The 23,907-nt window shown below is 45.7% G+C and carries 24 protein-coding genes, 1 tRNA gene and 1 rRNA gene; 7 read left to right on the top strand and 19 right to left on the bottom strand.

The genetic code is table 11. From position 1 onward, the window contains the following. Positions 1-7 precede the first annotated feature (7 nt). The 4 genes from ACTRXI_RS02185 to ACTRXI_RS02170 form a co-directional block, all read right to left on the bottom strand. Positions 8-1,435, bottom strand: a complete 1,428-nt coding sequence (locus ACTRXI_RS02185; protein WP_474260862.1) for an aldehyde dehydrogenase family protein — start codon at positions 1,433-1,435, stop codon at positions 8-10. Between the two features lie 63 nt (positions 1,436-1,498). After that, the gene (locus tag ACTRXI_RS02180; RefSeq protein WP_474260861.1) at positions 1,499-2,512 is read right to left on the bottom strand and encodes a LacI family DNA-binding transcriptional regulator; all 1,014 of its coding nucleotides are present in this window, start codon (positions 2,510-2,512) and stop codon (positions 1,499-1,501) included. A gap of 136 nt (positions 2,513-2,648) precedes the next feature. Further along, positions 2,649-5,072 carry a Lon protease family protein gene (locus ACTRXI_RS02175; protein WP_474260860.1) on the bottom strand — a complete coding sequence of 808 codons (2,424 nt, stop codon included), beginning with the start codon at positions 5,070-5,072 and terminating at the stop codon, positions 2,649-2,651. Positions 5,073-5,226: 154 nt separating this feature from the next. After that, positions 5,227-6,459: an Nramp family divalent metal transporter gene (locus tag ACTRXI_RS02170; RefSeq protein WP_474260859.1), complete on the bottom strand. Its 1,233-nt coding sequence runs from the start codon at positions 6,457-6,459 to the stop codon at positions 5,227-5,229. A gap of 262 nt (positions 6,460-6,721) precedes the next feature. Between ACTRXI_RS02170 and ACTRXI_RS02165 the strand changes: the two genes are divergently transcribed. Next, positions 6,722-7,612, top strand: coding sequence for a C40 family peptidase (locus ACTRXI_RS02165; RefSeq protein WP_474260858.1), 891 nt, complete (start codon positions 6,722-6,724; stop codon positions 7,610-7,612). 84 nt (positions 7,613-7,696) lie between these two features. Here the strand turns inward: ACTRXI_RS02165 and ACTRXI_RS02160 are convergent, their stop codons facing one another. The 4 genes from ACTRXI_RS02160 to ACTRXI_RS02145 form a co-directional block, all read right to left on the bottom strand. Next, entirely contained in the window at positions 7,697-8,086 is a 390-nt protein-coding gene (locus ACTRXI_RS02160) for a DUF4181 domain-containing protein (RefSeq protein ID WP_474260857.1), read from the bottom strand. Between the two features lie 21 nt (positions 8,087-8,107). Then, on the bottom strand, positions 8,108-9,535 hold the full coding sequence (locus tag ACTRXI_RS02155; protein WP_474260856.1) for an SLC13 family permease: 1,428 nt from the start codon (positions 9,533-9,535) through the stop codon (positions 8,108-8,110). 181 nt (positions 9,536-9,716) lie between these two features. Continuing rightward, on the bottom strand, positions 9,717-10,643 hold the full coding sequence (locus ACTRXI_RS02150; RefSeq protein WP_474260855.1) for a peptidoglycan-binding protein: 927 nt from the start codon (positions 10,641-10,643) through the stop codon (positions 9,717-9,719). A 90-nt stretch (positions 10,644-10,733) separates the two neighbouring features. Further along, positions 10,734-11,057 carry a winged helix-turn-helix transcriptional regulator gene (locus tag ACTRXI_RS02145; RefSeq protein ID WP_474260854.1) on the bottom strand — a complete coding sequence of 108 codons (324 nt, stop codon included), beginning with the start codon at positions 11,055-11,057 and terminating at the stop codon, positions 10,734-10,736. A gap of 146 nt (positions 11,058-11,203) precedes the next feature. Here ACTRXI_RS02145 and fdhA point away from each other — a divergent pair, with 146 nt between their 5' ends. Then, a complete protein-coding gene (gene fdhA, locus ACTRXI_RS02140; RefSeq protein ID WP_474260853.1) occupies positions 11,204-12,418 on the top strand; it encodes a formaldehyde dehydrogenase, glutathione-independent in 1,215 nt (404 codons plus the stop codon). 37 nt (positions 12,419-12,455) lie between these two features. On the opposite strand, the gene ACTRXI_RS02135 is transcribed toward fdhA, so the two are convergent. Together ACTRXI_RS02135 and ACTRXI_RS02130 are read right to left on the bottom strand one after the other, a co-directional pair. After that, on the bottom strand, positions 12,456-13,028 hold the full coding sequence (locus ACTRXI_RS02135; RefSeq protein WP_474260852.1) for a YdcF family protein: 573 nt from the start codon (positions 13,026-13,028) through the stop codon (positions 12,456-12,458). 197 nt (positions 13,029-13,225) lie between these two features. Beyond that, a complete protein-coding gene (locus ACTRXI_RS02130) occupies positions 13,226-13,480 on the bottom strand; it encodes a hypothetical protein (RefSeq protein WP_022794243.1) in 255 nt (84 codons plus the stop codon). Positions 13,481-13,782: 302 nt separating this feature from the next. On the opposite strand from ACTRXI_RS02130, the gene ACTRXI_RS02125 reads away from it, so the two are divergent. The 3 genes from ACTRXI_RS02125 to ACTRXI_RS02115 all read left to right on the top strand — a co-directional run bounded on the left by ACTRXI_RS02125 (position 13,783) and on the right by ACTRXI_RS02115 (position 15,976). Further along, positions 13,783-14,664, top strand: coding sequence for a cation diffusion facilitator family transporter (locus ACTRXI_RS02125; protein ID WP_322526588.1), 882 nt, complete (start codon positions 13,783-13,785; stop codon positions 14,662-14,664). Between the two features lie 201 nt (positions 14,665-14,865). Beyond that, complete coding sequence (locus ACTRXI_RS02120) at positions 14,866-15,276, top strand: Rrf2 family transcriptional regulator (protein WP_474260851.1); 411 nt, start codon at positions 14,866-14,868, stop codon at positions 15,274-15,276. Between the two features lie 58 nt (positions 15,277-15,334). Then, entirely contained in the window at positions 15,335-15,976 is a 642-nt protein-coding gene (locus tag ACTRXI_RS02115; RefSeq protein WP_474260849.1) for an NAD(P)-dependent oxidoreductase, read from the top strand. A 34-nt stretch (positions 15,977-16,010) separates the two neighbouring features. On the opposite strand, the gene ACTRXI_RS02110 is transcribed toward ACTRXI_RS02115, so the two are convergent. Both ACTRXI_RS02110 and ACTRXI_RS02105 read right to left on the bottom strand, forming a co-directional pair. Next, positions 16,011-16,871: an EamA family transporter gene (locus ACTRXI_RS02110; protein ID WP_474260848.1), complete on the bottom strand. Its 861-nt coding sequence runs from the start codon at positions 16,869-16,871 to the stop codon at positions 16,011-16,013. Positions 16,872-16,926: 55 nt separating this feature from the next. After that, positions 16,927-17,160: a hypothetical protein gene (locus ACTRXI_RS02105; protein WP_474260847.1), complete on the bottom strand. Its 234-nt coding sequence runs from the start codon at positions 17,158-17,160 to the stop codon at positions 16,927-16,929. Between the two features lie 144 nt (positions 17,161-17,304). On the opposite strand from ACTRXI_RS02105, the gene ACTRXI_RS02100 reads away from it, so the two are divergent. Next, complete coding sequence (locus ACTRXI_RS02100; protein ID WP_474260846.1) at positions 17,305-17,820, top strand: N-acetyltransferase family protein; 516 nt, start codon at positions 17,305-17,307, stop codon at positions 17,818-17,820. A gap of 41 nt (positions 17,821-17,861) precedes the next feature. On the opposite strand, the gene ACTRXI_RS02095 is transcribed toward ACTRXI_RS02100, so the two are convergent. After that, entirely contained in the window at positions 17,862-18,767 is a 906-nt protein-coding gene (locus ACTRXI_RS02095; RefSeq protein ID WP_474260845.1) for a DMT family transporter, read from the bottom strand. 211 nt (positions 18,768-18,978) lie between these two features. Here ACTRXI_RS02095 and ACTRXI_RS02090 point away from each other — a divergent pair, with 211 nt between their 5' ends. Beyond that, positions 18,979-19,842, top strand: coding sequence for a SurA N-terminal domain-containing protein (locus tag ACTRXI_RS02090; protein ID WP_474260844.1), 864 nt, complete (start codon positions 18,979-18,981; stop codon positions 19,840-19,842). A gap of 59 nt (positions 19,843-19,901) precedes the next feature. On the opposite strand, the gene ACTRXI_RS02085 is transcribed toward ACTRXI_RS02090, so the two are convergent. The 6 genes from ACTRXI_RS02085 to rrf form a co-directional block, all read right to left on the bottom strand. Further along, a complete protein-coding gene (locus tag ACTRXI_RS02085; protein WP_474260843.1) occupies positions 19,902-20,654 on the bottom strand; it encodes a peptidoglycan DD-metalloendopeptidase family protein in 753 nt (250 codons plus the stop codon). Positions 20,655-20,995: 341 nt separating this feature from the next. Further along, the gene (locus tag ACTRXI_RS02080) at positions 20,996-21,649 is read right to left on the bottom strand and encodes a deoxynucleoside kinase (RefSeq protein ID WP_474260842.1); all 654 of its coding nucleotides are present in this window, start codon (positions 21,647-21,649) and stop codon (positions 20,996-20,998) included. Between the two features lie 80 nt (positions 21,650-21,729). Further along, entirely contained in the window at positions 21,730-22,272 is a 543-nt protein-coding gene (locus ACTRXI_RS02075) for a GNAT family N-acetyltransferase (protein WP_474260841.1), read from the bottom strand. A 486-nt stretch (positions 22,273-22,758) separates the two neighbouring features. Further along, positions 22,759-23,418 (bottom strand): poly-gamma-glutamate hydrolase family protein, encoded by a 660-nt coding sequence (locus ACTRXI_RS02070; protein ID WP_474260840.1) that lies wholly within the window; start codon positions 23,416-23,418, stop codon positions 22,759-22,761. Between the two features lie 180 nt (positions 23,419-23,598). After that, positions 23,599-23,674, bottom strand: a tRNA-Thr gene (locus tag ACTRXI_RS02065). 156 nt (positions 23,675-23,830) lie between these two features. After that, positions 23,831-23,907: ribosomal RNA gene (gene rrf, locus ACTRXI_RS02060) — 5S ribosomal RNA — on the bottom strand; the annotation flags it as partial.

Here is a 23,907-nt window from a genome sequence, read left to right as displayed (position 1 = left end):
TCTCTCCTTAACGGTATTTTATACTTATCATTTTTAGTTCCGTCATTTCTTCGACAGCATATTTTACCCCTTCCCTTCCATAGCCGGAATCCTTCACTCCCCCGTAAGGCATATGGTCGAAACGGAGAGTGGGTACATCGTTAATGAGAACCTGCCCGGCTTCTATGCGATGCGCCATATCAACAGCCTGTTTCAGATCATTTGTAAACACCCCCGCATTCAAGCCGAACCGGCTGTTATTCATTTGCTCCAGAGCATCTTCAGAGTTTTTCACTTTGTTGATGATCACCACCGGCCCAAAGGCTTCTTTGCAGGATATAGAGGATGCAGAAGAAACATTGAATAAAATCGTTGGCTCTAAGCCATTACCAATTTTCTCTCCTCCTGTCAGAACCTCCGCTCCCTCTGCTTCCGCTTCTTTAATCCATTCATACAGACGCTGCTGTGATTTTTTATTAATCAGGCTTGAGACCTCCGTACTTTCTTCCAAAGGGTCTCCGAATTGAAGCAGAGCAGTTTTTGCTGAGCATTCCTGTATAAAATCATCAAAAATTTCTTCATGAACATAAATACGCTGAGTACTTAAACAAACCTGTCCATTATAAGCGAATGCTCCCTTTACTGATTTCTCAGCCACTTCACTGATTTCCCCGCGGCATGATTGATCCACATACATCGGCGAATTACTTCCTAATTCAAGAGTCATTTTTTTCAGGCCGGCTTCTGCTTTCAACAGCTTTCCTATTTCCGGGCTGCCGGTAAAAGATATTTTTTTAATCCGTTCATCCTTAAGCATTACCTCTCCTAATGTTTTTCCATCTCCAGGAACTACGGCTATTGCTCCTGCAGGAAGACCTGCTTCACTTAATATCTCTGCCAGCAGCAGGCTTGAAAATGGCGTCTGCTCCGCTGGTTTAACCACTATAGTGTTCCCTGCCGCTATTGCCGGTCCGACCTTGTGAGTAACAAGATTTAATGGAAAATTAAAAGGGGTAATTGCTCCTACCACTCCGATTGATTCATGAAGTGTATAGGCATCCCGTCCTTCGCCGCCTTCTGCAGCGTCTAATTGTAAGTATTCTCCGTTCATTCTTTTTGTTTCTTCACCCGAGAACTGCAGTGTCTGAATCGTCCGTTGGACTTCTGTGCGGGCAGCGGTGACCGGTTTACAGGCTTCCTGAGAGATAATCCTCGCAGCTTCTTCCTTTCTACCCTGCAGGATCGTTGCAGCACGGAATAAAATCCCAGCTTTTTCGTTTGATGTTAACGCTTTCATTTTTTTGTAAGCTTCATCTGCTTTTTCTATTGCTTCGCTCATCTCGGAGGGCATGCCGTCAGCTGCTTCTCCAATCAAATCTTCCGTATGGGGATTAAAAACTGGATAGTAATTTGCAGCCGCCTTATCCTGTGCTAATAAAAATAAACCTTTTTTCATCCTTCATCCTCCTAACAATATTTGTGAATACGTATTCTCGGAAGCGGAATTAAACCGCTCAGTTTATACTGAGCCTGGTTTAAGAGGTCCCGTCGTCTTTCTTTGATACAGAGCAGGCTCCAGGGTAACCTGGATTGGGGACATATTTTCTTTTCCGGCTTCAATGGAATTAATAAGGTGTTCAATTCCAAGCCTTCCTAAATTTTTATTGGACTGGGCACCGATAGTGGTTAATTCAAATCCGTGATGCCGGGCCATGCGTACATTATCCACCCCGCAAATACTAATATCTTCAGGGATCCGGTAGCCGAGCTCCATGAGTGTATCCATGGCAGTAATAGCTATAGCATCAGTAGCAGCAAATATTGCTGTAGGACGTTCTTTTCGCCCCATCATTTTAAAAATGGCATCTGCTATTGCTTCCTCACTGGTGTCAGTTTCGTTTAAAAATACTTTACCAGTCTTCATGGTTTGTTCTGCTATGCCCTCTGTAAACCCTAAATACCTGCCGTAAAAAGTGGATGTATACATCGGCCCTCCAATAAAGCCGATATACTCGTGCCCGAGCTGATACAAATGATCCGCAGCCATCTTTCCAGCCTGATAATTATTTAATTCAACAAAATTCCCACCTTCATTATGCTTACGGTTAAACATTACATAAGGTATTTGAGACGCCTGCAGTTCTTGAAGGATAGGGTCATTCATGAACACTGAAGACAAAATAATACCGTCCACCTGCATGGAGAGCACCGTTTCATATACAGCCATATTGTCTCCGTTATTTTCAAAAAAAACGTTTGTGTTGTACCCCTTCTCTTTCGCGTAGTTCACAATGGACGAAGTTGTTTCTACAAAGAAGGGATTATGCAATGGGCCCGATATAAGCGCTATTGTTTTGGAACGCTTACTAACCAGAGATCTGGCTATAGCGTTCGGCCTGTAGTTTAACTTTCTCATTGCTTCTGTAACTTTCTCTACGTTTTCCTTGCTTACCTTGTTTGAATTATTCAGCACCCTGGACACTGTCGATTGGGATACTCCTGCTTCTCTGGCAACTTCTTTGGAAGAAATCATTTTTTAACTCCTGGTGAATACGTATTCATGGACAACTTGTTTTTTATTATGAAATCGCATACATAAAAAGTCAAGAATAATTTCCCTCATTTCTATAAAAAACACAGCCATGCTTCCAGGCTGTGCTCTCCGCTTATTATTCCATGCCCTGCTGCCTGAACTCCATCTCATACATCCGGTTAAAACGGGCTTCTGTGCGGGCAAATACCGATCCTTCCGGATAGGTTCCATCCTCGCGGCGTACGGCACCCGCCCGTTCACCGGTCAGGATTTCCATACCTTCAGAAATATGGCCGACTGCCCATACATGGAAGCTTCCTGCTTCCGCCGCTTCCACAACCTCTGGATCGAGCATCAAATTGCGGGCATTCTGCTTCGGGATAATTACACCCTGCCTGCCGTTCAGCCCTTTTTCCCGGCAAATTTGAAAAAATCCTTCGATCTTTTCATTCACACCTCCGATCGGCTGAATCTCTCCCCACTGATTGACCGAGCCGGTTACTGCTATGCCCTGGTAAATAGGCACTTCTGCCAAAGAGGAAAGCAGTACGTACAACTCTGTGCTTGAAGCGCTGTCGCCGTCGATCAAACTATAGGTCTGCTCGAAAGTAATACTCGCTGATAAAGGAATAGGACGGTTTTTAGCAAACTGGCCGGAAAGAAACCCGGTCAAAATCATCATGCCCTTGTGATGAATCTGACCGCTGAGAGACGTTTCCCGTTCAATGTTCATCAACCCGCTTTTTCCGACGTACGTCTGAGCCGTAATTTTCGTTGGAATGCCAAACATGGAGTCTCTTGTGCCCATAACGGCCAGTCCGTTAATTTGCCCGACCCGGTAGCCTTCCGTTTGAATCATAATCGTTTCATCGTGAATTTTCTCCCGGTACTGTTCAGGGATGTGACTTGAACGCCTGTATTTTTCTTCGAGTGCCCGGAAAATGTGCTCCGATCTGACATAAGCGTTTCCCTCCTGCAGCGCGTAATGGCTGGATTCTACGAGCAGCTTTGTAATATCCTGAAACCTGGTGGTCATCTTCCCCTGTTCATCTATTAACCGGGAGCTGTAATCAATCACTCTGGCTACAGCTTCCCGGTGAAACGGCAGCAGGCCCTCTTCCTGAACGTAGTTTTTCACGAACTTGGCCATTTTCCAGCTGTTTTCATCGTTTTTAGCCATGACTGTGTCGAATTCTACTTTGACTTTAAACAGCTTATCAAACTCCTCATCAAGTCTCGAGAGCAGGTCGTAAACATAATAGGAACCGATGATGATAACCTTTGTCTGGAAGGGAATAGGTTCCGGCTTAAGTGCACTAGTTGGCAGCAGTCCCCGCTCTTCATAGGAATTTTCGATATGCACGTGTCCGGTCTGAAGCATCCGTTTTAACCCTGGCCATGCGCCTGGGTGCTGCAGCAAATCTGCGGCCTGAAGAATCAAGTAGCCGCCGTTCGCCAGATGCACCGCTCCTGGTTTAATGAAAGTAAAATTTGTCACCAGGCTGCCAATCTGTCCCTGGTATTCCACCTTGCCAAACAGATTGTGATACGTCGGATTGGATTCGTAAATTACCGGGGCCCCGTTTAAATGTTTGTTGTTGACGAGCAGATTCACCACGTACCGCTGATACTGTTTTTCCTTCATTCCTTCAAGCGCCCCTGCTGAACCCTCCTGCCCCTGGCCTTCGGCAAAAAAGTAAAAATGCTCCACAACGTCCCGTTCGTATGCGGTTAAATACGCCTCAACCTTTGGCAAATGCCCATACTGCCTGCGGAGCGGCTCAAATAATTTTTGTACCGCGGCTGAAGCTGTATTTGTCATAAATAATTGCACATCTTTGCGGAAGGTTTCCTCCATTTTGGCGATACGCCGGAGAGCATCCTGCACTTTTTCTTCTACGATTTTTTCGTTCGCCCTCAGCTGTTCCTTTTCTGCTTCAAGCAGGTGCTGATACGTCTCCCGGTTCATTGGCTGACCTCGTTGAAGGGGAATTTTATTAATGCCATTCTGCATACGCTCGAGTTTAAAATGGTGCTGTACCGCAAACTGGTCGGTTTCTTTCCATAGCTCGTCCATCTCTGTGCGCAGCCGTTCAAACATTTCCCGCTTCTGTCTTTCATGACTGTCGCTTGAGAAGGCTGTCTTTAGTTCCCGCTCGATGTTTATCAAAAGCTGTTCGATCCCGCGCCGGAAGCGCTGGCCTTCGCCGGCCGGAAACGAAAGCATTTCCGGACGGTCCGGATTATCAAAATTGTGCACGTAGCACCAATCATCCGGCTGCTTCTGTTTGCGGGCCAGATTTTCCACACTGTGCTGGGTGTAAGTCATTCTCCCTGTCCCCGTCGGACCGACTACAAACAAATTATACCCCGCCTGGCTTACTGAAAGACCAAACTCCATGGCCCGCTCGGCCCGTTCCTGGCCAATCATTTCATATGGAAAGTCCCTCATGTCCTCTGTCGTTTCAAATGAAAAGATTTCAGTATTGAATTCCAGGCGGAGCTCTGCTGGAGAAAGTTTATGCAGAGCAAGCCTTTTTTCATAATCATGATGGTTCATAAAACGCCCCTCCCTTCACGGTTATCCCGTCTTCTGCTACATTTTTGGCGCTTTCGTTCAGATCAGAGCTACGTATCGATTAGTACTATCTATTCCCGTTCTCGTCACTCCTATGCTGTATTCTTTATATTTTCCTGAGAGAAGAACAGTCGGTTTACGAGGTGATGCTCACAATCGCATCTACAATGCTGTAGATACCAAGAAATATGCAGACTAAAACGATAACTCCGCCTGCCAAATTCATCTTCCAATGGTTCACATAATGGCCAAGCCGGTTTTTGTTATTCATAATAACTAAAAGCATAATGGAGACAAAGGGAAGAATAAGGCCATTCAATGCCTGAGCAAAAAGTAAAACATCGAGCGGCTCGAAGCCAAGTCCGGAGGAAATAATTCCAATGGCCATCACGGACAAAAAGACCAGTTTAAAGCGAATGTTCTTCATCCCGCGCTCCCACTTCAATACGCTGCTGATGGTAACCGCTGCTCCGAGCGGTGATGCAAGCGCGGAAGAAAAACCGGCGGCGAATAAGCCTATACTGATAAAAGCGGTAGCCCAGCTTCCGAGCAGCGGTTCAAGCTGTAAAGCAAGGTCTGCCACGGACTCCACTTCCAGTCCGCGGATTGTAGCACCGGATGTGATTAGAATCGCAGCTGTAATTAAACCACCCAAACCAATTGACAAAAACACGTCCAGACGCGCTTCCTTTAAATGTCGCGGCTCACTCCAGCGTTCCTTCACGTTCTCTGAATGAAGGAATAAATTATAAGGAACAACTGTGGTGCCGACAATGGCAATCACTGTAATAACGGCTCCCGTTGGAATAGAGGGAACAAAGGCTCCCTGAAACAGCTCTCCCGGATCAGGCTGGGCCGTGACCATTGTGGTCACAAACGTTATACTCATGACCGCAATTAATACTATCATGACCCGTTCAATCAACTTGTAGCTGCCACTCAGGCCGATCAACAAAATAACGATTCCTACGATCGGTCCGATCGTATTTTCAGAAACGCCTGTCAGTGTCGTTAACCCTAACGAAGTACCAAGTAAGTCACCAGCTATATAGGCAGCACAGCCGAATACAATGGCAATAATCATGAGCCACATAGATCCGTATTTCAGCAGCGGGTTTGTGAACTGGTCTCTTATCGCCGCTCCCAGACCTTTTCCTGTAATAATTCCCAGCCGCGAGCACATCTCCTGAAGTATGATGGTTGTGACAATCGAAAAAACTACTGCCCATAGCAGGGCAAAGCCAAAAGAAGCTCCAGCACCTGTAGCCGTCGTTACCGTTCCCGGGCCTATAAACGACGCTGCTACAATTACTCCCGGGCCAAGCACCCTCACTCTTTCTCTCAACGGCCTCTTTTCTGCTTTTTCCATTGTTCGACCTCCCTTTTTAAAATTGTAGCCATATGAATAAACGCAATATTCATTTTATTAAAAATATTACAGAGACTGAAAATGACCCTCTCTTTCCTCCCGCCGTTTTCACCTACATTAACGAGGAAGTAATCATTAATTATGTCCTATTTTATAATTAACGTTATTAAAACGTAATCTGGATGAAACCTCCCGTATTTTTCTGTTTGTTACACTTACTCGTGGTTCGATAAATTGATTTACACCACGAGGAGGAACCTGAATGTTTAAATCCAACAGACAAGCACCAAAATATATATTATCCTCTGCCGTCGTAACGGCTTTAGCTCTAACACCGGCTTTAAGCGGAAACGCTGATGCCTTCGCTGACCCTGAGTCAGACGAAAGCAGCACTTCCAGCCAAAGCGACTCTTCTGATACAGCAAACGAAACTGAATCTAATGAGGACACTCTGCTTTATCTTGGCGATACCGGCAACAGTGTAGAATCTCTTCAGTCGGCTTTAAGCGATCTTGATTACTATACCTCCGAAGCTGACGGTACTTATGATGATGAAACTGTACAGGCTGTAGAAGCATTTCAAACAGAAAATAATTTAAGCATAGATGGCATCGCAGGCCCTGAAACAATGGGAGCATTGGATGAAGCAGAAGACTCCTCCGGGGCAAGCAGTGACACAGAAGAAAGCAGCAGCGGGAACAGTGAAAATAATGATGAAAGCGAAGAAGTTGCTTCCGCGTCTTCAGAAGAATCTTCGGAGCCTTCCACTGAAAGCACATCAGCCAATGCCTCTGATTCCGGCCTTGTCGATTCCGCGGAAAGCGTACTAGGCACTCCTTATGAATGGGGCGGAACTACAGCAAGCGGCCTGGACAGCAGCGGCTTTATCAATTACGTGTTTGAAGAAAACGGCACAGACGTTTCAAGAACCCATGAAGGCATCTGGCAGAACAACGGGGAATTCGTAGAAGAGCCAAACGTTGGCGACGTTGTCTTTTATGAAGGCACGTATGACACAGAAGGCGCTTCGCACAGCGGCATATACATTGGAGACGACCAAATGATCCATTCCGGCTCAGGCGGGGTGGAAACAGCCGATACCACCAGTGACTACTGGGAAGAGCATTACATCGGTGCAAAATCAATCGATTAATACCCTCATATTTTAAGTAACCGCCTTTCTGCATGCTTGCAGAGGGCGGTTTTTTATTTGAACTGGATATTGACCTTTTAGAAGTTAGTAAAGGAACACAAGCGCCCGGGAAATCAGAGCTGCAGTAAATACTGCCCCTAAAAACGAATGCCAGTGGGCTTTCGATTCCGGTACATTTTCCCGCTGCTCCGTTCCCTGAATTAGTTGCACTAAAGCCAAAGGCATCCCGAGAAAAATCAAATGCCATATTAAAAAGTCTCCTGAGCTAATGGTAAAAAATAATACAAACGCCGTCCCTGTCCATTCCAAAAGCTTCTCTGCTATAATTACTGATTTACTTCTTCGACGCTTCAGTTTATTTTTATAGGGCAATTTGGTTTTCCGCCGCAGCAGCCCGTCGAATATGAACCAAACAATCAATATAAGCACAAATGGAAAAAGAAATTCTACGATACTCTTATCATATGTGTACATAAAATAACCCTTCCCAGCCGATTAATAATTCAATACGACCGGCTGCCAGAAATAAACAAATGCCACGATAACAAAAATAGCGACAATGTTCATCCAAAATCCGGCCTTGACCATATCATCGATGGTTAAATAATCTGAACTGAAAACCGCAGCGTTAGGTGGAGTCGATATGGGAAGCATGAAGGCACAGCTGGCAGTGAGAGCCACGATCCCCATAATGGCGTAAGGGTCTACCCCAATTCCCATCGCAAGGCCGATGCTGATCGGCATCAGCATGTTCGATACGGCCGTATTGGACATGATTTCTGTCATAAATAATACAATGGCAGCAAGAACTATTAAAATTAATACAAAAGGAAGCACTTCAAGTCCCCCCAACAGCTCCCCAAACCATCCTGTTAAATTCGAAGATTCAAACGCAGCCGCGAGAGACAAGCCGCCTCCGAAAAGCAGAAGCAGGCCCCACGGAAGCTCTTTCATATCCTGCCATACCATGAGCCCGCCTCTCTCCTGTTTAGCCGGAAGCAAAAACATCGACGTGGCTCCAATAATTGAGATGGAAGTATCAGACAGACGATAGGCTTCGGGAATAAATCCGCTTGTAATCCAAAGAAAACCGACAATTGTAAAGATTGTCAGCACCGATTTTTCTTCAAACGACATCGGTCCCAGATCTTTTAGCTGGTTCCTGGCAAAATCTGTTGAAATGTCCTTTTGCGCTTTCACACGGAACTGAATTTTCGTTAAATAAAAATAAAGACCGGTCAACAAAATAACCGTTAAAGGAAAACCAAACAAAAACCATTCGGCAAAGGTAACCGTACGATCCAGATTGGAAGAAGCTACGGCTGCAAAAGCAGCATTGGGCACTGACCCTATTAATGTCGCCAGCCCGCCGATAGAAGCCGCATACGCTACTGAAAGAAGCAGTCCCTTAGCAAAACGGTTCAAGGATACTTCATCAAAGAAATCTTTATCCTTCACCTCTTTAATCAGCGCCAGTGCAATCGGCAGCATCATTAACGCCGTCGCAGCATTTGAAATCCACATGGAAAGCAAAGCAGTCGCCAATATAACGCCCAGCACGATGCGCTGACTTCCAGTACCGACAAACGAAATGATTGTCATCGCGATCCGTTTATGTAAGTTCCATTTTTCAATCGCAAGAGCAATGGTAAAACCACCCATATACATAAAAACAATAGGGTCGGCATACGCCATGGTTGCTGTCTCTTCATCCGCCCCTCCTGTGATTGGCAGCAGAAAGATAGGCAGCAGAGAGGTAGCCGGTATCGGCAGGGCTTCTGTAATCCACCAGGAAGCTACCCAGGCTGTAACGGCAAGTACTGCTCTCGGTTCGCTTTCAAGACCGGTAAGTGGTGGGATGAAAAAAAGTAAAGCAAATAAGCCCGGTCCCAGAATCAGCCCGATTTTTTTCCTTCTTGGCATAGTTGCACTCCTTTCAATTCAAAATGCATGCGGTGTCAAAATCTGATCGGAATATTCTGTTTTTTACCGCCGCATAATGCCCATTATATAGATAAAAGCTATTTGTTTGGATATATATTATAAAAAAGAAAAAAATAGGAAAAAAGGTGGGTGCTCTATGGCACCCACCTCCCAAACATTTTTACTTCACCTGTACATAGCTTGGATGAGCAGTGATATATAAACCTGATTTTAACCGGAACATTTCAGTACTGCTTCCGTCCACCTTCACTTTTTCCGTGATGGTGAATGCTTCTCCCTGACTGACCGTTCCCGCTACGGCGTCAGCATCAAAGGATGGACGGGAGCGTACATTCAGCACCTCGGCAAGGACTACCGCAAGTTTTCCTTTCACTACAAAGTTTTCGAGAGCTTCCCATGTGTTCGGGCCAACAATGCCGTCTATGGTTAAATTTTGCGAATCCTGGAAGGAACGGACTGCGTTTTCTGTTTCGTCTCCAAAATCTCCGTCTGTGCCGTACAGCGGCAGTTTTTCCCCTGCATCAAGCAGCATCTGCTGCATCCGGGCGACTGCCGGACCGTTGTCACCGGGACGAAGCGTCGGAGTCAAGTCTTCCCCTACTGGATGGCCCTCACGCACCGCCTCCCTTACACTATCCATATCGATGCCCGGGCACGTGTTTGAGGAGTGGCCGCGATATTCCCGGTGTCCTTTCATATTACTGATGGAAACACCAACTCCTTCTGTCCCCCGAAGTGCTGCCTGAAGATCAAAAAACGAACGTTCCTGTGCTTCGGTAAACGAACCGCTTCCCACCAGGCAGATACCTATTAATGGCGTATTGTTGTTTCCCACATGATATGAAATCCGGTCGATTCCATTGGCCCATTGAATCGTCCCGTCTCTCGTAATTACAAAATGATAACCAACGCTTGGCCAGCCGAGGGAATCCACATGATAATTGGCAAAGGAAAAAGCATCACCACTTGTGGTTGCTGAATGGTGTCTTGCGATTCCTGTAATCTGTGATAGCGACCGCTTCTGGTAAGAACCATTTCTTTTCACGCTTCCCCTGACGTCGACGAGCTGAGGCAGTTCTTGAAACATTAAAACATCCCCTTTTTCATATAGTCAGCCGGTATATTGCGGCTTCTATATATAAAAGGGGATGCTAAGCTGTATTTTACAACCAATTCACTAAATTTTTTTCGTATAGCTTTGAGCCCATCTTTCCATCGCTTCTAAAATCGGGAGAAGACCCATTCCGGCTTCCGTAAGCTGGTACTCTACCCGGACCGGCACCTCTGGATAAATGGCACGTGTCAAAATACCCGCATTTTCGAGTTCACGCAGCTGATTAGTCAATATCTTCGGGGTAACTTCAGGGAGGTTTTTCTGAAAAAAGCCGTATCTGCGTGGAGTACCATCGGAGAGTATCCGAACAATGTCTGCTTTCCATTTGCCACTAATTACAGCCAGCGTCACTTCCATCTCGCAATGTGCCTGGAATGGATCCATCATATGAAAGCTCTCCCTTTTTTATACATAGTATCATAGCGGAAAGCAACAAACAAGAAAGTGCCTACTTTCTTGAAAACGTTTTATCAAATAAACTGGGGATAGGGCGTAAGCGCTCCTACTTCACTACTATGAGGAGGAATCAAAGGATGAGCAACAAAGCAGTGGTTTATCAAGGTGCTGGTAACGTTGAAATTCAAGACATTGGCTATCCTGATTTAGTACTTCACGAAGGCCCCGGAGTCCCGCCGTCTAACGCAGGACGGAAATGTGAACACGGTGTTATTCTTAAGATTGTGACGACAAATATTTGCGGAAGCGACCAGCATATGGTGCGCGGCCGTACAACTGCACCTAAAGGACTGGCTCTTGGACATGAGATTACAGGGGAAGTAGTGGAAGTGGGACGCGACGTAGAGTTTATTAAAAAAGGCGATCTTGTTTCTGTACCATTTAACGTAGCGTGCGGCAGATGTAAATTATGTAAGGAACAAAAAACTCATATATGTTTGAACGTAAACCCTGAGCGACCGGGCGGCGCTTATGGTTATGTAGACATGGGCGGCTGGGTAGGCGGTCAATCTGAATATGTTATGGTTCCTTATGCAGACTTTCAACTGCTCGCCTTCCCGGATAAAGAACAGGCGATGGAAAAAATCATGGACCTGACCATGCTTTCAGATATTTTCCCAACCGGCTTCCACGGAGCCGCTTCTGCAGGTGTACGTCCCGGTTCGACTGTGTATGTCGCCGGTGCAGGACCTGTAGGACTTGCAGCCGCTCACTCAGCACAGCTTCTCGGTGCCTCCGTTGTTATTGTCGGTGACCTTAATGAACAGCGCCTGAAGCAGGCAGAAAGCTTCGGCTGCGAAACTGTAAACTTAACAAAGCATGACAGTCTTGGCGAGCAGATTGAGCAGATCCTCGGTATACCGGAAGTAGACTGCGCCGTTGATGCCGTTGGCTTTGAAGCATCCGGCCACGGGCCCGACGCGAAGGAAGCCCCGGCGACCGTGCTGAACTCGATCATGTCGGTCACCGAAGCCGGCGGGCAGTTGGGTATCCCGGGGCTGTACGTGACAGAGGATCCAGGTGCTTCTGACGATGACGCCAAGCAGGGCTCCCTGAAAATCCGTATCGGCTTAGGCTGGGCAAAGGCCCATACGTTCGTTACCGGACAAACTCCGGTCATGAAATACCACCGCAATTTGCTGAAATTGATTCTAAGCGATAAAGCGCAGATTGCCAAAGCAGTAAATGCCACGCTGATCTCGCTGGATGACGCACCTAAAGGCTACCAGGACTTTGATAAAGGGGCGGCGAAGAAATTCGTTATTGACCCTCACGGCTCTGTCCGGTCTTAAGCAAATAAAAACGAGCAGAAAGTATCTGCTCGTTTTTTTATGACATACGGTCCCACGATTCGATCCCTATAGTACCCGTCAGTTTATAAAATTCCTTCCAAAGCTGTACGTGCTTGGGCCCCCAGGCTTCCTCCGCATGCACATGAGGGACGTAATCCAGAGTAATACCCGTATTTGCCATCACATCATCAAATTGAATTTTGGTCCGTTTCATATGGTAGTCACTCGTTACTACCAGGGCAGAATCAAAATTCCGATCCTGCATAAGTTCTTTTGAATAAACAGCATTTTCATGAGTGCTGACTGCCTGATTTTCCATAATAATTGCTTCTTCAGGTATTCCTGCCCGCACAGCCAGATTTTCATTAAAGCTGCCATCTTCTCCATTGGTTAAGATCACTTTATCCGCATAGCCTTTTTCTATTAAATCAGCTACTGTGTATAAACGTTCAAAATCACCGCTGAGAGCAATAATAACGTCTGCATTCTTCGGTTCATCCTGGTGAGTCAAAAGGGATGCTACGGTTTTTTGCGGAAGTGCAAAAAATGATGCATTAATTAGTAAAGCTGCCCCTATAACAAAAAGCAGACTGCAAAAGATCGTTTTCATGCCTTGTTCCTCCGCCTCTAATGAAAGCTACGGGTATATTGTATCAGAAAGATTGCTCTTCTTAACAGCTATTTCTGAACGACGGACCTATCAGTACAGAGAATTATTTAAGCAAAACCAGTCTTTTTCCAGCTTCTCTACACAAAAAACCTGCTGAGCCAGCAGGTTTTTTTCGTCGTTGGTCTTTTAGAGTTTTTTTACGAAGAACGCAGAGCTTCAAAAGCATTAATACGCGATTCTACCGTCGCGTAAATGTTGCCAGCTTCTAAAGGAGAGACGTCGAATTTTTTACTGGCCAGAATTTCTACATGTTCGTCATTCTTAGCTTCGTCGAACCGCTCCCCCCGCTCTGCCAATGCTTCATACTCATCTCGCATGTAGCGGAATATCGAACTCTGCTGTTCCGGGAGCGAATTTAAAAATTCTTCTACGTCTGCATTTCTTTCAACCATTCTATTGGCCTCCTTGATAGCTGATGCCACCCGTTACTGCTAATAGGTTCTTCCCACGGTTCACCCAAGCATAACGAATGGTTCATTGTTATATAACTGGTTGATGGGTTTAGTATAACAAATATTACAGACTATTGGGAACAAAAAGCTTATACTTTATACATTATTACGTATTTTGCGATCAAGCAACTTTCTTTCCCTTTAGTCATTTTTATACCTTTGTAGAAAAACGTTGCTGTAGACTCAATGGCAGCTTTCCTGCTACTCTATAGATCGATCAATTGCGCAAGGAGACCGGTCATATGAATGATGAACGTATTCGTAATTTAAAACGCGGAGAGCGGGGAGCTATCATCAGCATCTTCGCTTATTTATTTCTCTCTGCTTTAAAGCTCACTGTCGGCCAGCTGGCTAATTCTGCGGCCCTGCGCGCCGACGGTTTAAATAATTTAACAGACACTATCGCTTCGATCGCTGTTTTGTTCGGCCTCCGCTATTCCCAGAAGCCGCCGGACGCTGACCATCCTTACGGCCACTGGAAAGCAGAAATGGTGGCTTCTTTGTTTACTTCTTTTATTATGCTTGCTGTCGGTCTTCAGGTATTTGTGAGCGCGGTGCAGTCTATTCTCGCCGGACCGTCCGAGCCGCCCGGCTTAATTTCTGCATTTGTCGGCGCTTTTGCCGCCGTCTGTATGTTTGGTGTGTACACCTACAACAAAAATTTATCCAAAAAAATTAACAGTCCCTCTATTATGGCTGCAGCTAAGGATAATTGGAGCGATGCCATGGTGAGTATCGGCACAGTTATTGGCATTATTGGTGCTCAGTTTCAGCTGTATTGGCTCGATCCACTGACAGCTGCTCTTGTGGGCTTATTAATTATTAAAACAGGCTGGGATGTTTTCCGTGGCGCAGCCCTGCAGCTCACCGACGGGTTCGATGAAAATAAAATTGAAGATTACCGGGAAACAATTTCCAAGCTGTACGACGTGCAGAAAGTCCGGAATATTAAAGCAAGAAATTACGGGAACAACACCGTGGTGGATATTACCATTCTTGTGGATCCTTCACTCGATATCCAGGAAGCACACAACACAGCTACAAAAGTCGAATACGCTCTAATCGAGCAGCACGGTGTACATGACGTCCACGTGCACGTAGAACCGGAAAACGCCGAGCACTGAACACTGCTCCTTTCAGGAGATCCGGCCCATCTCGATTTCTGGTTCTATTATTGATGAAAATGGGTATAGTTAAAAGCACTTGGCTAACATCGTTCAATTTTGAAGCCAGGAAGCCGAAATAAGAAATGGTACTGAACTTTTATAAGCTGCTATTTTATGATCGTTTTGAAACCATTAAGTTACAGGTGGTGATCAACAACAATGATAAATACACGATTCTCTGTCGCTGTTCATATTCTTTCGCTGCTTGCAAGTGAGCCGGAGCGAAGACTAAGCTCCAGTTACATGGCAGCGAGTGTCAATACAAACCCTGTCGTTATCCGCAGGATCTCAGGTATGCTAAAGCAGGCAGGCCTGCTGCAGACGAAGGCCGGCATCTCCGGTGCTTTAATCACCAAAGCGCCGGAAGATATTACGCTCCTTGATATTTACCGGGCGGTTCAGCAGGAGGACCTGCTGTTTTCCACCCACAGCAGCCCAAACCCTGACTGTCCTGTCGGTCGAAATATTCAAAGCACTCTCAACGAATCCTTTAAGCGGGCACAGAATGCTATGGAAGCCGAGCTGGAAAAGCAGAGCCTGGCGGACGTAACTGCCCATCTCTTTGTATAAAGCTTTTCTACTCGTATATGCCAGCTGTAAAAACTATAAACAAAGGTGTGATAAAGGTATGAAAGCAGGCATTATCGGAGCGTCCGGAAAAGCGGGCAGACATATTTTAAAAGAAGCAGAAGCCCGGGGCATAGAGACGACAGCCATCGTCCGGGACGCTTCGAAGCTTCCTGAGAGCAGCATGCATATAAAAGAAAAAGACCTTTTTTCTTTAACTGCTTCAGATGTATCAGACTTTGACGTGGTGGTGAATGCGTTTGGAGCCGGACTGGGGGAAGAAGAAGCACATGTAGAAGCCGGGCGGCACCTGATTTCTATTATTCAGGAAGTTGCAGCTCCCCGTCTCATCGTTGTGGGCGGCGCCGGCAGCCTGTTTACCGATAACGGAAAAACCACCCGCGTCGTGGAAACGCCGGAATTTCCCGAAGCGGTAAAGCCCACCGCTAACGGGCAGAGCCGGAATTTACAGGACCTTCAGCAGACAACCGGCATACGGTGGACATTTATCAGTCCGGCTGTAAATTTTGATGCAGAGGGCAAACGCACCGGATCTTATTCCACCTCCCATGACGTACTGCCGCTTAACAGCAATCAGGAAAGCTATATCAGCTATGCGGATTACGCGGTGGCAGTTGTCGATGAAATGGAAACAGCGGCTCATGAACACCAGCGCTTCGCTGTCGTTGGCGAACGCGCATAAAGCCCAAATCCGCCTTTTTTGGCGGATTTTTGTATTACAGTCGCAGAAAAACAATCCCTATAAGAACCACTGCAAGGATTACTGCCTGATACCTGGTAATGCGCTCCTGCAGATAAAGCATGGAAAGCACCGCTACTAAAAGCGCGTGAGCTGCAAACAGAGGAGAAATAATACTTGCCGGTCCTTCCCGAAGAGCGGCAGCATATAGCTGCATCCCTCCGAACGAAAAGACCCCCGTAACCAGCCCCCACCTAAAGGCCTTTTTCCTATGTATATGAGCAGTGGCACGGGCTTGCTGCTTCTTTTCCCGGCGCCATCCGTATAACGAATACAGCATGCCAAACAGATAGCCTGTAAACAATACCGGCGTATTCTCAAGTCCGGCCTCTTCTGTTATTTTCAGCCCTCCATTCCGGAAAAACATAAATAATGTGGCTGTTAAAATAAAGCCATACCATATGCCGCTTTTTATCGAGAAGTCCTCCTTCGGATCCAACGGAAGCACAGCAATAGCTGCCATAATTAAACCAATGCCCGCATACTGCACTGCTCCAATCTGCTCCCCGTATACCAGCACACCCAGGAGAACAATCAGCAGAATGTTTGTATTTACCAGCGGAGAGGAAAGACTCGCTGGCCCAACGTTTAAAGCTTTCATGTATAGAAGGTTTCCGAACGTGGACCCCGCCCCCACCATTATCCCGCTAAAAAGCACTGCGAGGTTCATATGCAAGGATTCCTCCATTAAAGCATATACCAGAAAACCGAAGCTCCCGCTAGCGTAGAGCCCTGTCAAAAAAGGCGTTAACGGCAGCTGCCAAAAAGAATTAACCTTCATGAAAAAAGAAGAAAAACCAAACACCACGGCGCTTAACAGCGCTAAAATAAACCACATGGCCCGCACTCCCACTTGTTCTTATGTACTAAGAAGCCGCACAGGCAGCTTCTTTTTATAAAAGATAAAACACATGACCGTACTTATCCACTCTGGAATTTGTACCATCAAAATAGACAGTCCCCTTCTCCGGTTCGAAAGGGTCCTTTGTTTCAAAATTCACTTTAAAATATGGAGAGCCGTCTATTGGTTCATAATGCTCACACGTATACGTCAGCGTAATTTCATCATTCACCTGAATGCGGTCACTACCGGCGATCCCGGAATCAAAAACTACTTTTAGTGTCATATCTTGCTCTCCCTCCTATTTAGCCTCTTCGGCTATTCTCTTTACGGTCCTTCAAATATATTCCCTGCTCTTCCTTTCTTTATACATAATGATTGCTAAAAGCAAGGAATTGTATTATTTTTAAGCGGAGAAAGGGGAATTCCTATGAGCATCCGTCAGGCTGAAGAAGCAGATATTCACGCAATTACCGAGATATATAATGACGCAATCATAAACACGACCGCTGTCTACGATTACCATCCCTATTCGGCAGAAAACCGGCTGGAATGGCTACGGTCAAAAAAGCAAAACGGCCTTCCTGTTTTTGTTTATGAGCAGAATGGAAAGGTCCAGGGGTATGCTGCTTACGGGCCGTTCCGTCCCTGGGCAGCTTTCAAATACTCCATTGAGCATTCAGTGTATGTTCACCCCGGCGCCCGCGGTGCCGGGATCGGCCGTGCCCTGCTCCGTGCCTTAATCGACCAGGCGGAACGGGAAGGCTTCGCCACTATGATCGCCGGCATAGACTCTTCCAACCCGGGAAGCATCTATCTGCACGAAACGGAGGATTTTGAATACGTGGGCACGGTAAAAAAAGCCGGGTACAAGTTTGAACGATGGCTTGATCTTGTTTTTTACCAGCGAGCCCTCTCCGGCCCAGAGACGCCCGAAGAACACTAACAGCTGCCTCTCCCTATCCGGGAGAAGCAGCTTTTTACGGACTATTTTTTCGTTTGTTCTGCAGGAAACCGTTTTGGTTTTCCCTGTGTGGTAAGCAGCACCCCGGCTATCACAATCAGGGCCCCAATCATCTTAGCCGGTGTTAATGTTTCTCCAAGCCAGAGCACCGCCCCCGCCATCGTAACGACGGGAAGAAAATTCAGGAAAACTGAAGCTTTTGAGGCACCAAGCTGGTCTACTGCCCGGTTATAAAACAATAGAGCGATGAAACCTGGAAAAAGCCCCAGATAAGCAAGGCTTGGCAGTTGTTCGCTTAAGGTGAAGGAAGGCACACCGAGAAGGAGCCACTCTGCCGTAATAAAAGGAAGTAATAATATAATGGAGGCTCCTGTCATTACGAGCAGTACACCGTAGGGAGGAAACAGATGCATATAACGTTTAACAGCGATGGAATAAATGGACCAGCAGGCCACCGCCCCTACCATAATACCGTCGCCGGCATTCCAGTTCATTTCTGCTACGGCAAACAGTTTCCCATTCATTACTACCCACAGCGCCCCCACGATGGATAGTACGACACCAATCCATTGAATATAGCGCAGCCTCTCTTTTAAAATATATGTACTTAATAAAACGGTTACTGCTGGAATTACTGTTTCCAGTACAGAAACATTAGTCGATGAAGTAAATTGGAGTGCCCCATAAATGAATGTATTAAAAAACGTGACTCCTGTAGCTGTTAAAATAATAAGAGGCAGCCTATGCTTCCAAAATAAGTTCCTTGCCTTCCAGGCGCTTTTCCATCCCAGGGGTATGATGCACAAAAAAGCAATAATCAGCCTGAAAAAAGCTATCGTAAAAGGAGGAAGATCATTGATAGCCTTTCCTACCAAAATATTTCCAGAATAAAAAAACACTACCATAATAAGCATAATATACGCAGCCATACTGACCGTCCACCTCTTTCTCCTGGAATATTACGGTCATTTCCCGGGAAATTTTGAGATTTCCATACAATCTCCCGCAACTTCCAACACTTTTTTCTTCTTTTACAAGTTTTCATAATAATTATACATTTTTATAGACTATTAAAGCATACAGGAGTAACGACGTGTGTTACAATGCCCGAAGAGCATACAATGGAGAGGAGAAATCAGAGTGAGCAAAAAATGGATTCTGAGTACAGGCCTCGCCCTGTCGGTAGCAATTGTTGGTGCCTGCAGTAACGGCGACGGCGGGGAGAATTCCTCTGATAACAATAACGGAAACGAAGAACAGCAGTCAGAGGAAAACTCCAATAACAACGAAGAAAATAACCAGCAGGAAGAATCAGATGAAGGATCCTCTGAAGAACAGGCCTCCGGTGAAGAACAAGCAGAAGATTTACCTGAACCGGATTTAAGCGATGTACCTGACACAGTCGCTACCGTGAATGGAGAAGAAATTACCAAAGACGAATTTGAACCAATTTTCACTACTAACTATGAGCAGTATGCTCCTCAAGCTGCCGCCTCTGGTGACCAGAGTAATGAAGAACTTCAGGCAAATCTAAAAGAACAAACGGCTGAATCCCTTATTAACCAGGAGCTTTTAGTACAGGAAGCTGAAGAAGGGGATTATGAGGTTAATGAAGAAGACGTAGATGAGCAGGTAAGCTCTCTCAGAGAACAGTTTGAATCTGATGAAGAATACCAGCAGGCTCTTGAAGAACAGGGCTACACAGAAGAAGAACTGCGCGAGGAAGCACGAACTTCCCTGCAGATAAAGGCTCTCCTGGACGAAGAGCTTGAAGATGTAGAAGTCTCTGACGAAGAAGTCGAAGAATTATACGATCAGGTTTCGCAAGGCCAGGGAGAAGAAGCAGGCTCTCTTGAGGACCTTCGTCCACAGCTTGAACAACAGCTTGAATCACAGAAACAGCAGCAGCAGCAGCAGGAATATACTGAGCAGCTGCGTGAAGATGCAGACATCGAAAATAACGTAGCTTCTGAATCAGAAGGAAACAGCGATTCTGAAGAATAACTTGTATAAAAAAACGGCGCAGCCTCTGATTAAGAGGCTGCGCTGTTTTTAATATTTGTTTAGAAAGAAACGTAGGAACGCGGGTTAGCAGCGTTTGATTTTGCCCCGTTCCAGGCACCTTCATGTACTTCAAAATGCAGGTGTCTGCCCGTACTCCGGCCGGTGTTACCCATCACACCGATACTTTCTCCCTGAGATACTGCTTCCCCGTTTGATACGTTAATGGACCTTAAATGAGCGTACAGGGTATTGTACGTTTGTCCGTTAACAGTGTGCTCTAGAATAATTGTATTACCGTAGCCATTCATAGTGCCGGCATAGGTTACTGTTCCGGAAGCAGAAGCAGAAATGCTTGAACTGCCGCCGTACCCAATATCGATTCCATTATGGGATCCGCTTCCACGCTGGCCGTATTCAGACGTTACTGGCCCGGAAGCCGGAAGGGCAAATCCAGAGCTGCTATATGTAGACTCTGCGGCTACTGCTGTATCCTCTGAGGAATCTGAGCTGCTTTTCGAGGAGACCGAATCTCCTAAGTTCATTTCCCCAAACGTTTCCGGCCCGGCAACTCCATCTACGGAGATGCTTTGCGCTGCCTGAAAAGATTCAACACCCTGCTTTGTCAGTGGACCAAAAACACCGTCTACAGGGCCTGCTTCGTAGCCTTTATCATTCAACCATTGCTGCAGGTCCGAAACATCTGAATCCTTCATTCCTGATTTAAGGTTCTGATCCCCGATGGAAGCATCCGCTACTGAAGGCGCGAATAAAATAGCTGCCGCTACTGCCGAGCTCATTACAAATTTTTTCATAAATAGTGCACGTTATGTTTATTAACAGTGTTACTTTCAGGCACGGTTGTGTTTCCTATATGTATAAATTCTGCCCGTTAATAAATTAACGCTGTCACCTCCTAATTTTTTATTTGATATGTTTGCTTACGGCTTAGTATACGTAGCGACTCTCAGCACTACAAGGTCTCACACATTGTTGTTAGAAGACTGTAAACTATTACAATTTTTTGAAATATTACTGCAATGATTGTCATGCAATAATATTCAATATTTTTCCTTTCCCATACTTTTCCTGCATAATTTTCTAGTTATATAAGAAATAGCTCCCGGAGACTTTATTCCCGGGAGCTTTATTCTGGCTATATCTTATTTTTCGCATGCAGGAGATCTTTCACCTGTTCCACCAGGTCTTCAGCATCCTGGGGGTTGTGAACGACATCCGTCTTATCCATATCTACAATTAGTGTATCGCTCGCGCTATAGTAATTTTCCAGCCAGTCGTCGTAGCCTTCCCAGAGCTTCCGGTAGTATTCCACCAGTTCCTCGTCCTGTTCGAAATCCCGCCCGCGTTCGAAAATCCGGTCCATTACTGTTTCGAAGGAGCCACGCAGATAAACGTTAAGATCCGGTGCCTTTTTGTAAGGAAGCCCTTCAATTTCTTTCATCATTTCTTCGAGCAGGCCTTCGTAAATGGAAAACTCCATATCGTTAATATTTCCGAGATCACGATTAATTTTTGTGAAATACCAATCTTCATAAATGCTCCGATCTAAAATAGCATCGTCATCCTTGTAAGCCTGTTTGATCGATTGGAACCTTGTCCGGAGAAAATAGAGCTGAAGCAAAAATGGATACCTTTTTTCATTAATTTCTTTTTGATCTGCCTGATAAAACAAGGGAAGAATCGGGTTTTCTGATACATGCTCATAGTACACTTTCGAATCCAAGCCTTCCCCAAGTATTTGCGCGACGCTCGTTTTGCCAATTCCAATCATTCCACTTACTACAATCACCAAAAATAACCCCTCAATCTAATTATGGATTTGCACACATTGCATTATTATAATATATTTCCCTGCACAGTTGCGACCATTTAAATTTTCCATTCTTCATTCAGAAGACTGTAAACTACAATATCCACGTATTGATCATGCAGCCAGTGTTCCTGCCGCAGTATCCCTTCCTGCTTAAAACCCAGTCTCTCTGGCACCGCCTTGCTTTTTTCGTTAGCCGCGGCAACTTTAATAACGATTTTATTTAAGCCAAGCTGTTCAAAGCCATAAGAAATAAATGCTTTCGCAGCGTCAGTCATAATGCCTTTCCCCTGATAATCCTCTCCCAGCCAGTAGCCAATTTCCCCAAGGCTGTTTTGATGATCCAGACGGTTGAAGCCGGCTACGCCTGCAAGGCTTCCCTGAAAAACGATACCAGCTGAAAAAAGCTTTTGATCCGCCCACCCCTGGCGCACACTATGGATGAACGCTTTTGTGTCCTCTTCTTCATTGGTATGATCGACCCATGGCAGCCACTGTCTTAGATGAGTCCGTGAATTGTCTGTCAGCGCAAAAACAGCCTGCGCATCTGATGGCTCCAGCAGCTTTAAATAGAGATCTTCACGAATACGGTACGTAAACATAAAATGCTCCTCTCTTTTCCCAATATTATTATTACGGATCATTCCCATGCGTTATACTTATAAGGGGGGCGGAAGAGAGCCGGAAGCAATCTCGAAGCCGGGGGCCGCTCTGGTTCGTTTTCAAGCATACTTAAATACATATAACTGATAAATAATGGAGGTGCTTCACCTGTCTGTTCTGCGACGCGCTGGCGTCATTTTCTTTACAGTAATGCTTATATTCGGAATGGGAATGATCTATCAGGCACTGACATGGGAATTGGGGGACAGCGCTCATGAAATACTCCGACTCGGATTTTATCTTTCAGCGCTCATCACCTTAACCCTGGCTGTAGCTCTTACTATCCGTGACCCGCGGATACGGGTTAATACAGTATCTTTACTGGGAGGGTTTCTTATTGGTCTTCTTTTTGCTGTAAACGCGGTGATCGCATTTTATCAGCTTTTTATGTAATAGCCAGGCTTTTAAATCAGCCTGGTCGTTGTTTATTCAGACATCTGCATTTCTTTCACGCGAGCGGTGGTTTCCGCCCGTATTACAGCTCTCCCAATCGCCTCAGCATACGTATAAAAAGAAGAAAGACGGTTGCCTCTATTTGCACTGCGCAAGTCTTCATTAGCGAAAAAAGCACGTCGCTGGGCTGAACTGATCTCAAGCTGTACTCCCTGCATTCTTGCATTTTTATTACATATATTGTTTTCGTACTTTCCTTCTATAGCAGATGGGGGGTCAAAATCCACATTAAAACCGGCAGCAGCCAGCTCTGTACCTATAAGGTCTGCCGTAGACGTATCCAGTCCTCCTATATAGGTTTTTTTCTCCTCTCCCCGGTATCCATGAAGAGTAACTGTAAATAAAGCTTCAGCAGCTAATAAGAGGGCTCTTGGTTCATCAAAACGTGTGGATCTGATATGCAGACTTCTGTTACCGGTACGTTTTTTGGCACGAAAATCATAAGCGGAAAAGTGACAGCTGTGGTGAAGTTCTTCGACCAGTTCACTTGTTCCTGCTTCAATAGCTCCCCCATGCGGAGCCAGAGCTGCCAGGGCTTTACGGCGACCCTGAAGTACACGTATTTCATAATCACGACCTTCTAATTCTACAGCGTTTAATTCAGCATAATCAGCGTACTTCTTTTTCCTCACTTAAACCTCACCACCGCTTCTTTAACAGTAACCGTTCTTTTGCCGGAACGAGTATAGTTTACCCTATTCCGCCAATTTTTAAAATAAGGAGTAGCTTTATCCAGCACGTCTTTTGTTAAAAGCCGCCTGAATACAAAAAGCCAGCCCGGCATTTCGGACTGGCGTTGTCATTTAATTAAATGGAGCTTCCTACCGGATTCGAACCGGTGACCTCATCCTTACCATGGATGCGCTCTACCTGCTGAGCTAAGGAAGCAGATAAAATAAAACGTTTCAGCTATGTAAGCTTATGTATGACTTATTTAGACACAAATACTATTGTAAAGGGCTTTGAAGACATAGTCAACCTCAATTATTAAATCATTTCATATAATAAAAGCCTTCCTCTCAAGTAAGAGAAAAAGGCTTTAGTGCCCGGCAGCGATCTACTTTCACGGGGGGAGAACCCCCGGCTATCATCAACGCTGAAGAGCTTAACTTCCGTGTTCG

The sequence above is a fragment of the Marinococcus sp. LNHM4E3-1 genome (assembly GCF_056034405.1).
This window is presented reverse-complemented; position numbering and strand designations above follow the sequence as displayed.

Bases quoted from the DNA above. Each gene is read 5' to 3' on its own strand.
- ACTRXI_RS02125 (WP_322526588.1), top strand. From the start codon at position 13,783: ATGAATGATGAACGTATTCGTAATTTAAAACGCGGAGAGCGGGGAGCT.
- ACTRXI_RS02160 (WP_474260857.1), bottom strand. From the start codon at position 8,086: ATGTACACATATGATAAGAGTATCGTAGAATTTCTTTTTCCATTTGTG.
- ACTRXI_RS02095 (WP_474260845.1), bottom strand. From the start codon at position 18,767: ATGGCTGCGTATATTATGCTTATTATGGTAGTGTTTTTTTATTCTGGA.
- ACTRXI_RS02110 (WP_474260848.1), bottom strand. From the start codon at position 16,871: ATGTGGTTTATTTTAGCGCTGTTAAGCGCCGTGGTGTTTGGTTTTTCT.
- ACTRXI_RS02130 (WP_022794243.1), bottom strand. From the start codon at position 13,480: ATGGTTGAAAGAAATGCAGACGTAGAAGAATTTTTAAATTCGCTCCCG.
- ACTRXI_RS02085 (WP_474260843.1), bottom strand. From the start codon at position 20,654: ATGAAAAAATTTGTAATGAGCTCGGCAGTAGCGGCAGCTATTTTATTC.
- ACTRXI_RS02175 (WP_474260860.1), bottom strand. From the start codon at position 5,072: ATGAACCATCATGATTATGAAAAAAGGCTTGCTCTGCATAAACTTTCT.
- fdhA (WP_474260853.1), top strand. From the start codon at position 11,204: ATGAGCAACAAAGCAGTGGTTTATCAAGGTGCTGGTAACGTTGAAATT.
- ACTRXI_RS02145 (WP_474260854.1), bottom strand. From the start codon at position 11,057: ATGATGGATCCATTCCAGGCACATTGCGAGATGGAAGTGACGCTGGCT.
- ACTRXI_RS02115 (WP_474260849.1), top strand. From the start codon at position 15,335: ATGAAAGCAGGCATTATCGGAGCGTCCGGAAAAGCGGGCAGACATATT.
- ACTRXI_RS02155 (WP_474260856.1), bottom strand. From the start codon at position 9,535: ATGCCAAGAAGGAAAAAAATCGGGCTGATTCTGGGACCGGGCTTATTT.
- ACTRXI_RS02075 (WP_474260841.1), bottom strand. From the start codon at position 22,272: ATGTTTACGTACCGTATTCGTGAAGATCTCTATTTAAAGCTGCTGGAG.
- ACTRXI_RS02120 (WP_474260851.1), top strand. From the start codon at position 14,866: ATGATAAATACACGATTCTCTGTCGCTGTTCATATTCTTTCGCTGCTT.
- ACTRXI_RS02170 (WP_474260859.1), bottom strand. From the start codon at position 6,459: ATGGAAAAAGCAGAAAAGAGGCCGTTGAGAGAAAGAGTGAGGGTGCTT.
- ACTRXI_RS02180 (WP_474260861.1), bottom strand. From the start codon at position 2,512: ATGATTTCTTCCAAAGAAGTTGCCAGAGAAGCAGGAGTATCCCAATCG.
- ACTRXI_RS02135 (WP_474260852.1), bottom strand. From the start codon at position 13,028: ATGAAAACGATCTTTTGCAGTCTGCTTTTTGTTATAGGGGCAGCTTTA.
- ACTRXI_RS02185 (WP_474260862.1), bottom strand. From the start codon at position 1,435: ATGAAAAAAGGTTTATTTTTATTAGCACAGGATAAGGCGGCTGCAAAT.
- ACTRXI_RS02105 (WP_474260847.1), bottom strand. From the start codon at position 17,160: ATGACACTAAAAGTAGTTTTTGATTCCGGGATCGCCGGTAGTGACCGC.
- ACTRXI_RS02100 (WP_474260846.1), top strand. From the start codon at position 17,305: ATGAGCATCCGTCAGGCTGAAGAAGCAGATATTCACGCAATTACCGAG.
- ACTRXI_RS02150 (WP_474260855.1), bottom strand. From the start codon at position 10,643: ATGTTTCAAGAACTGCCTCAGCTCGTCGACGTCAGGGGAAGCGTGAAA.
- ACTRXI_RS02165 (WP_474260858.1), top strand. From the start codon at position 6,722: ATGTTTAAATCCAACAGACAAGCACCAAAATATATATTATCCTCTGCC.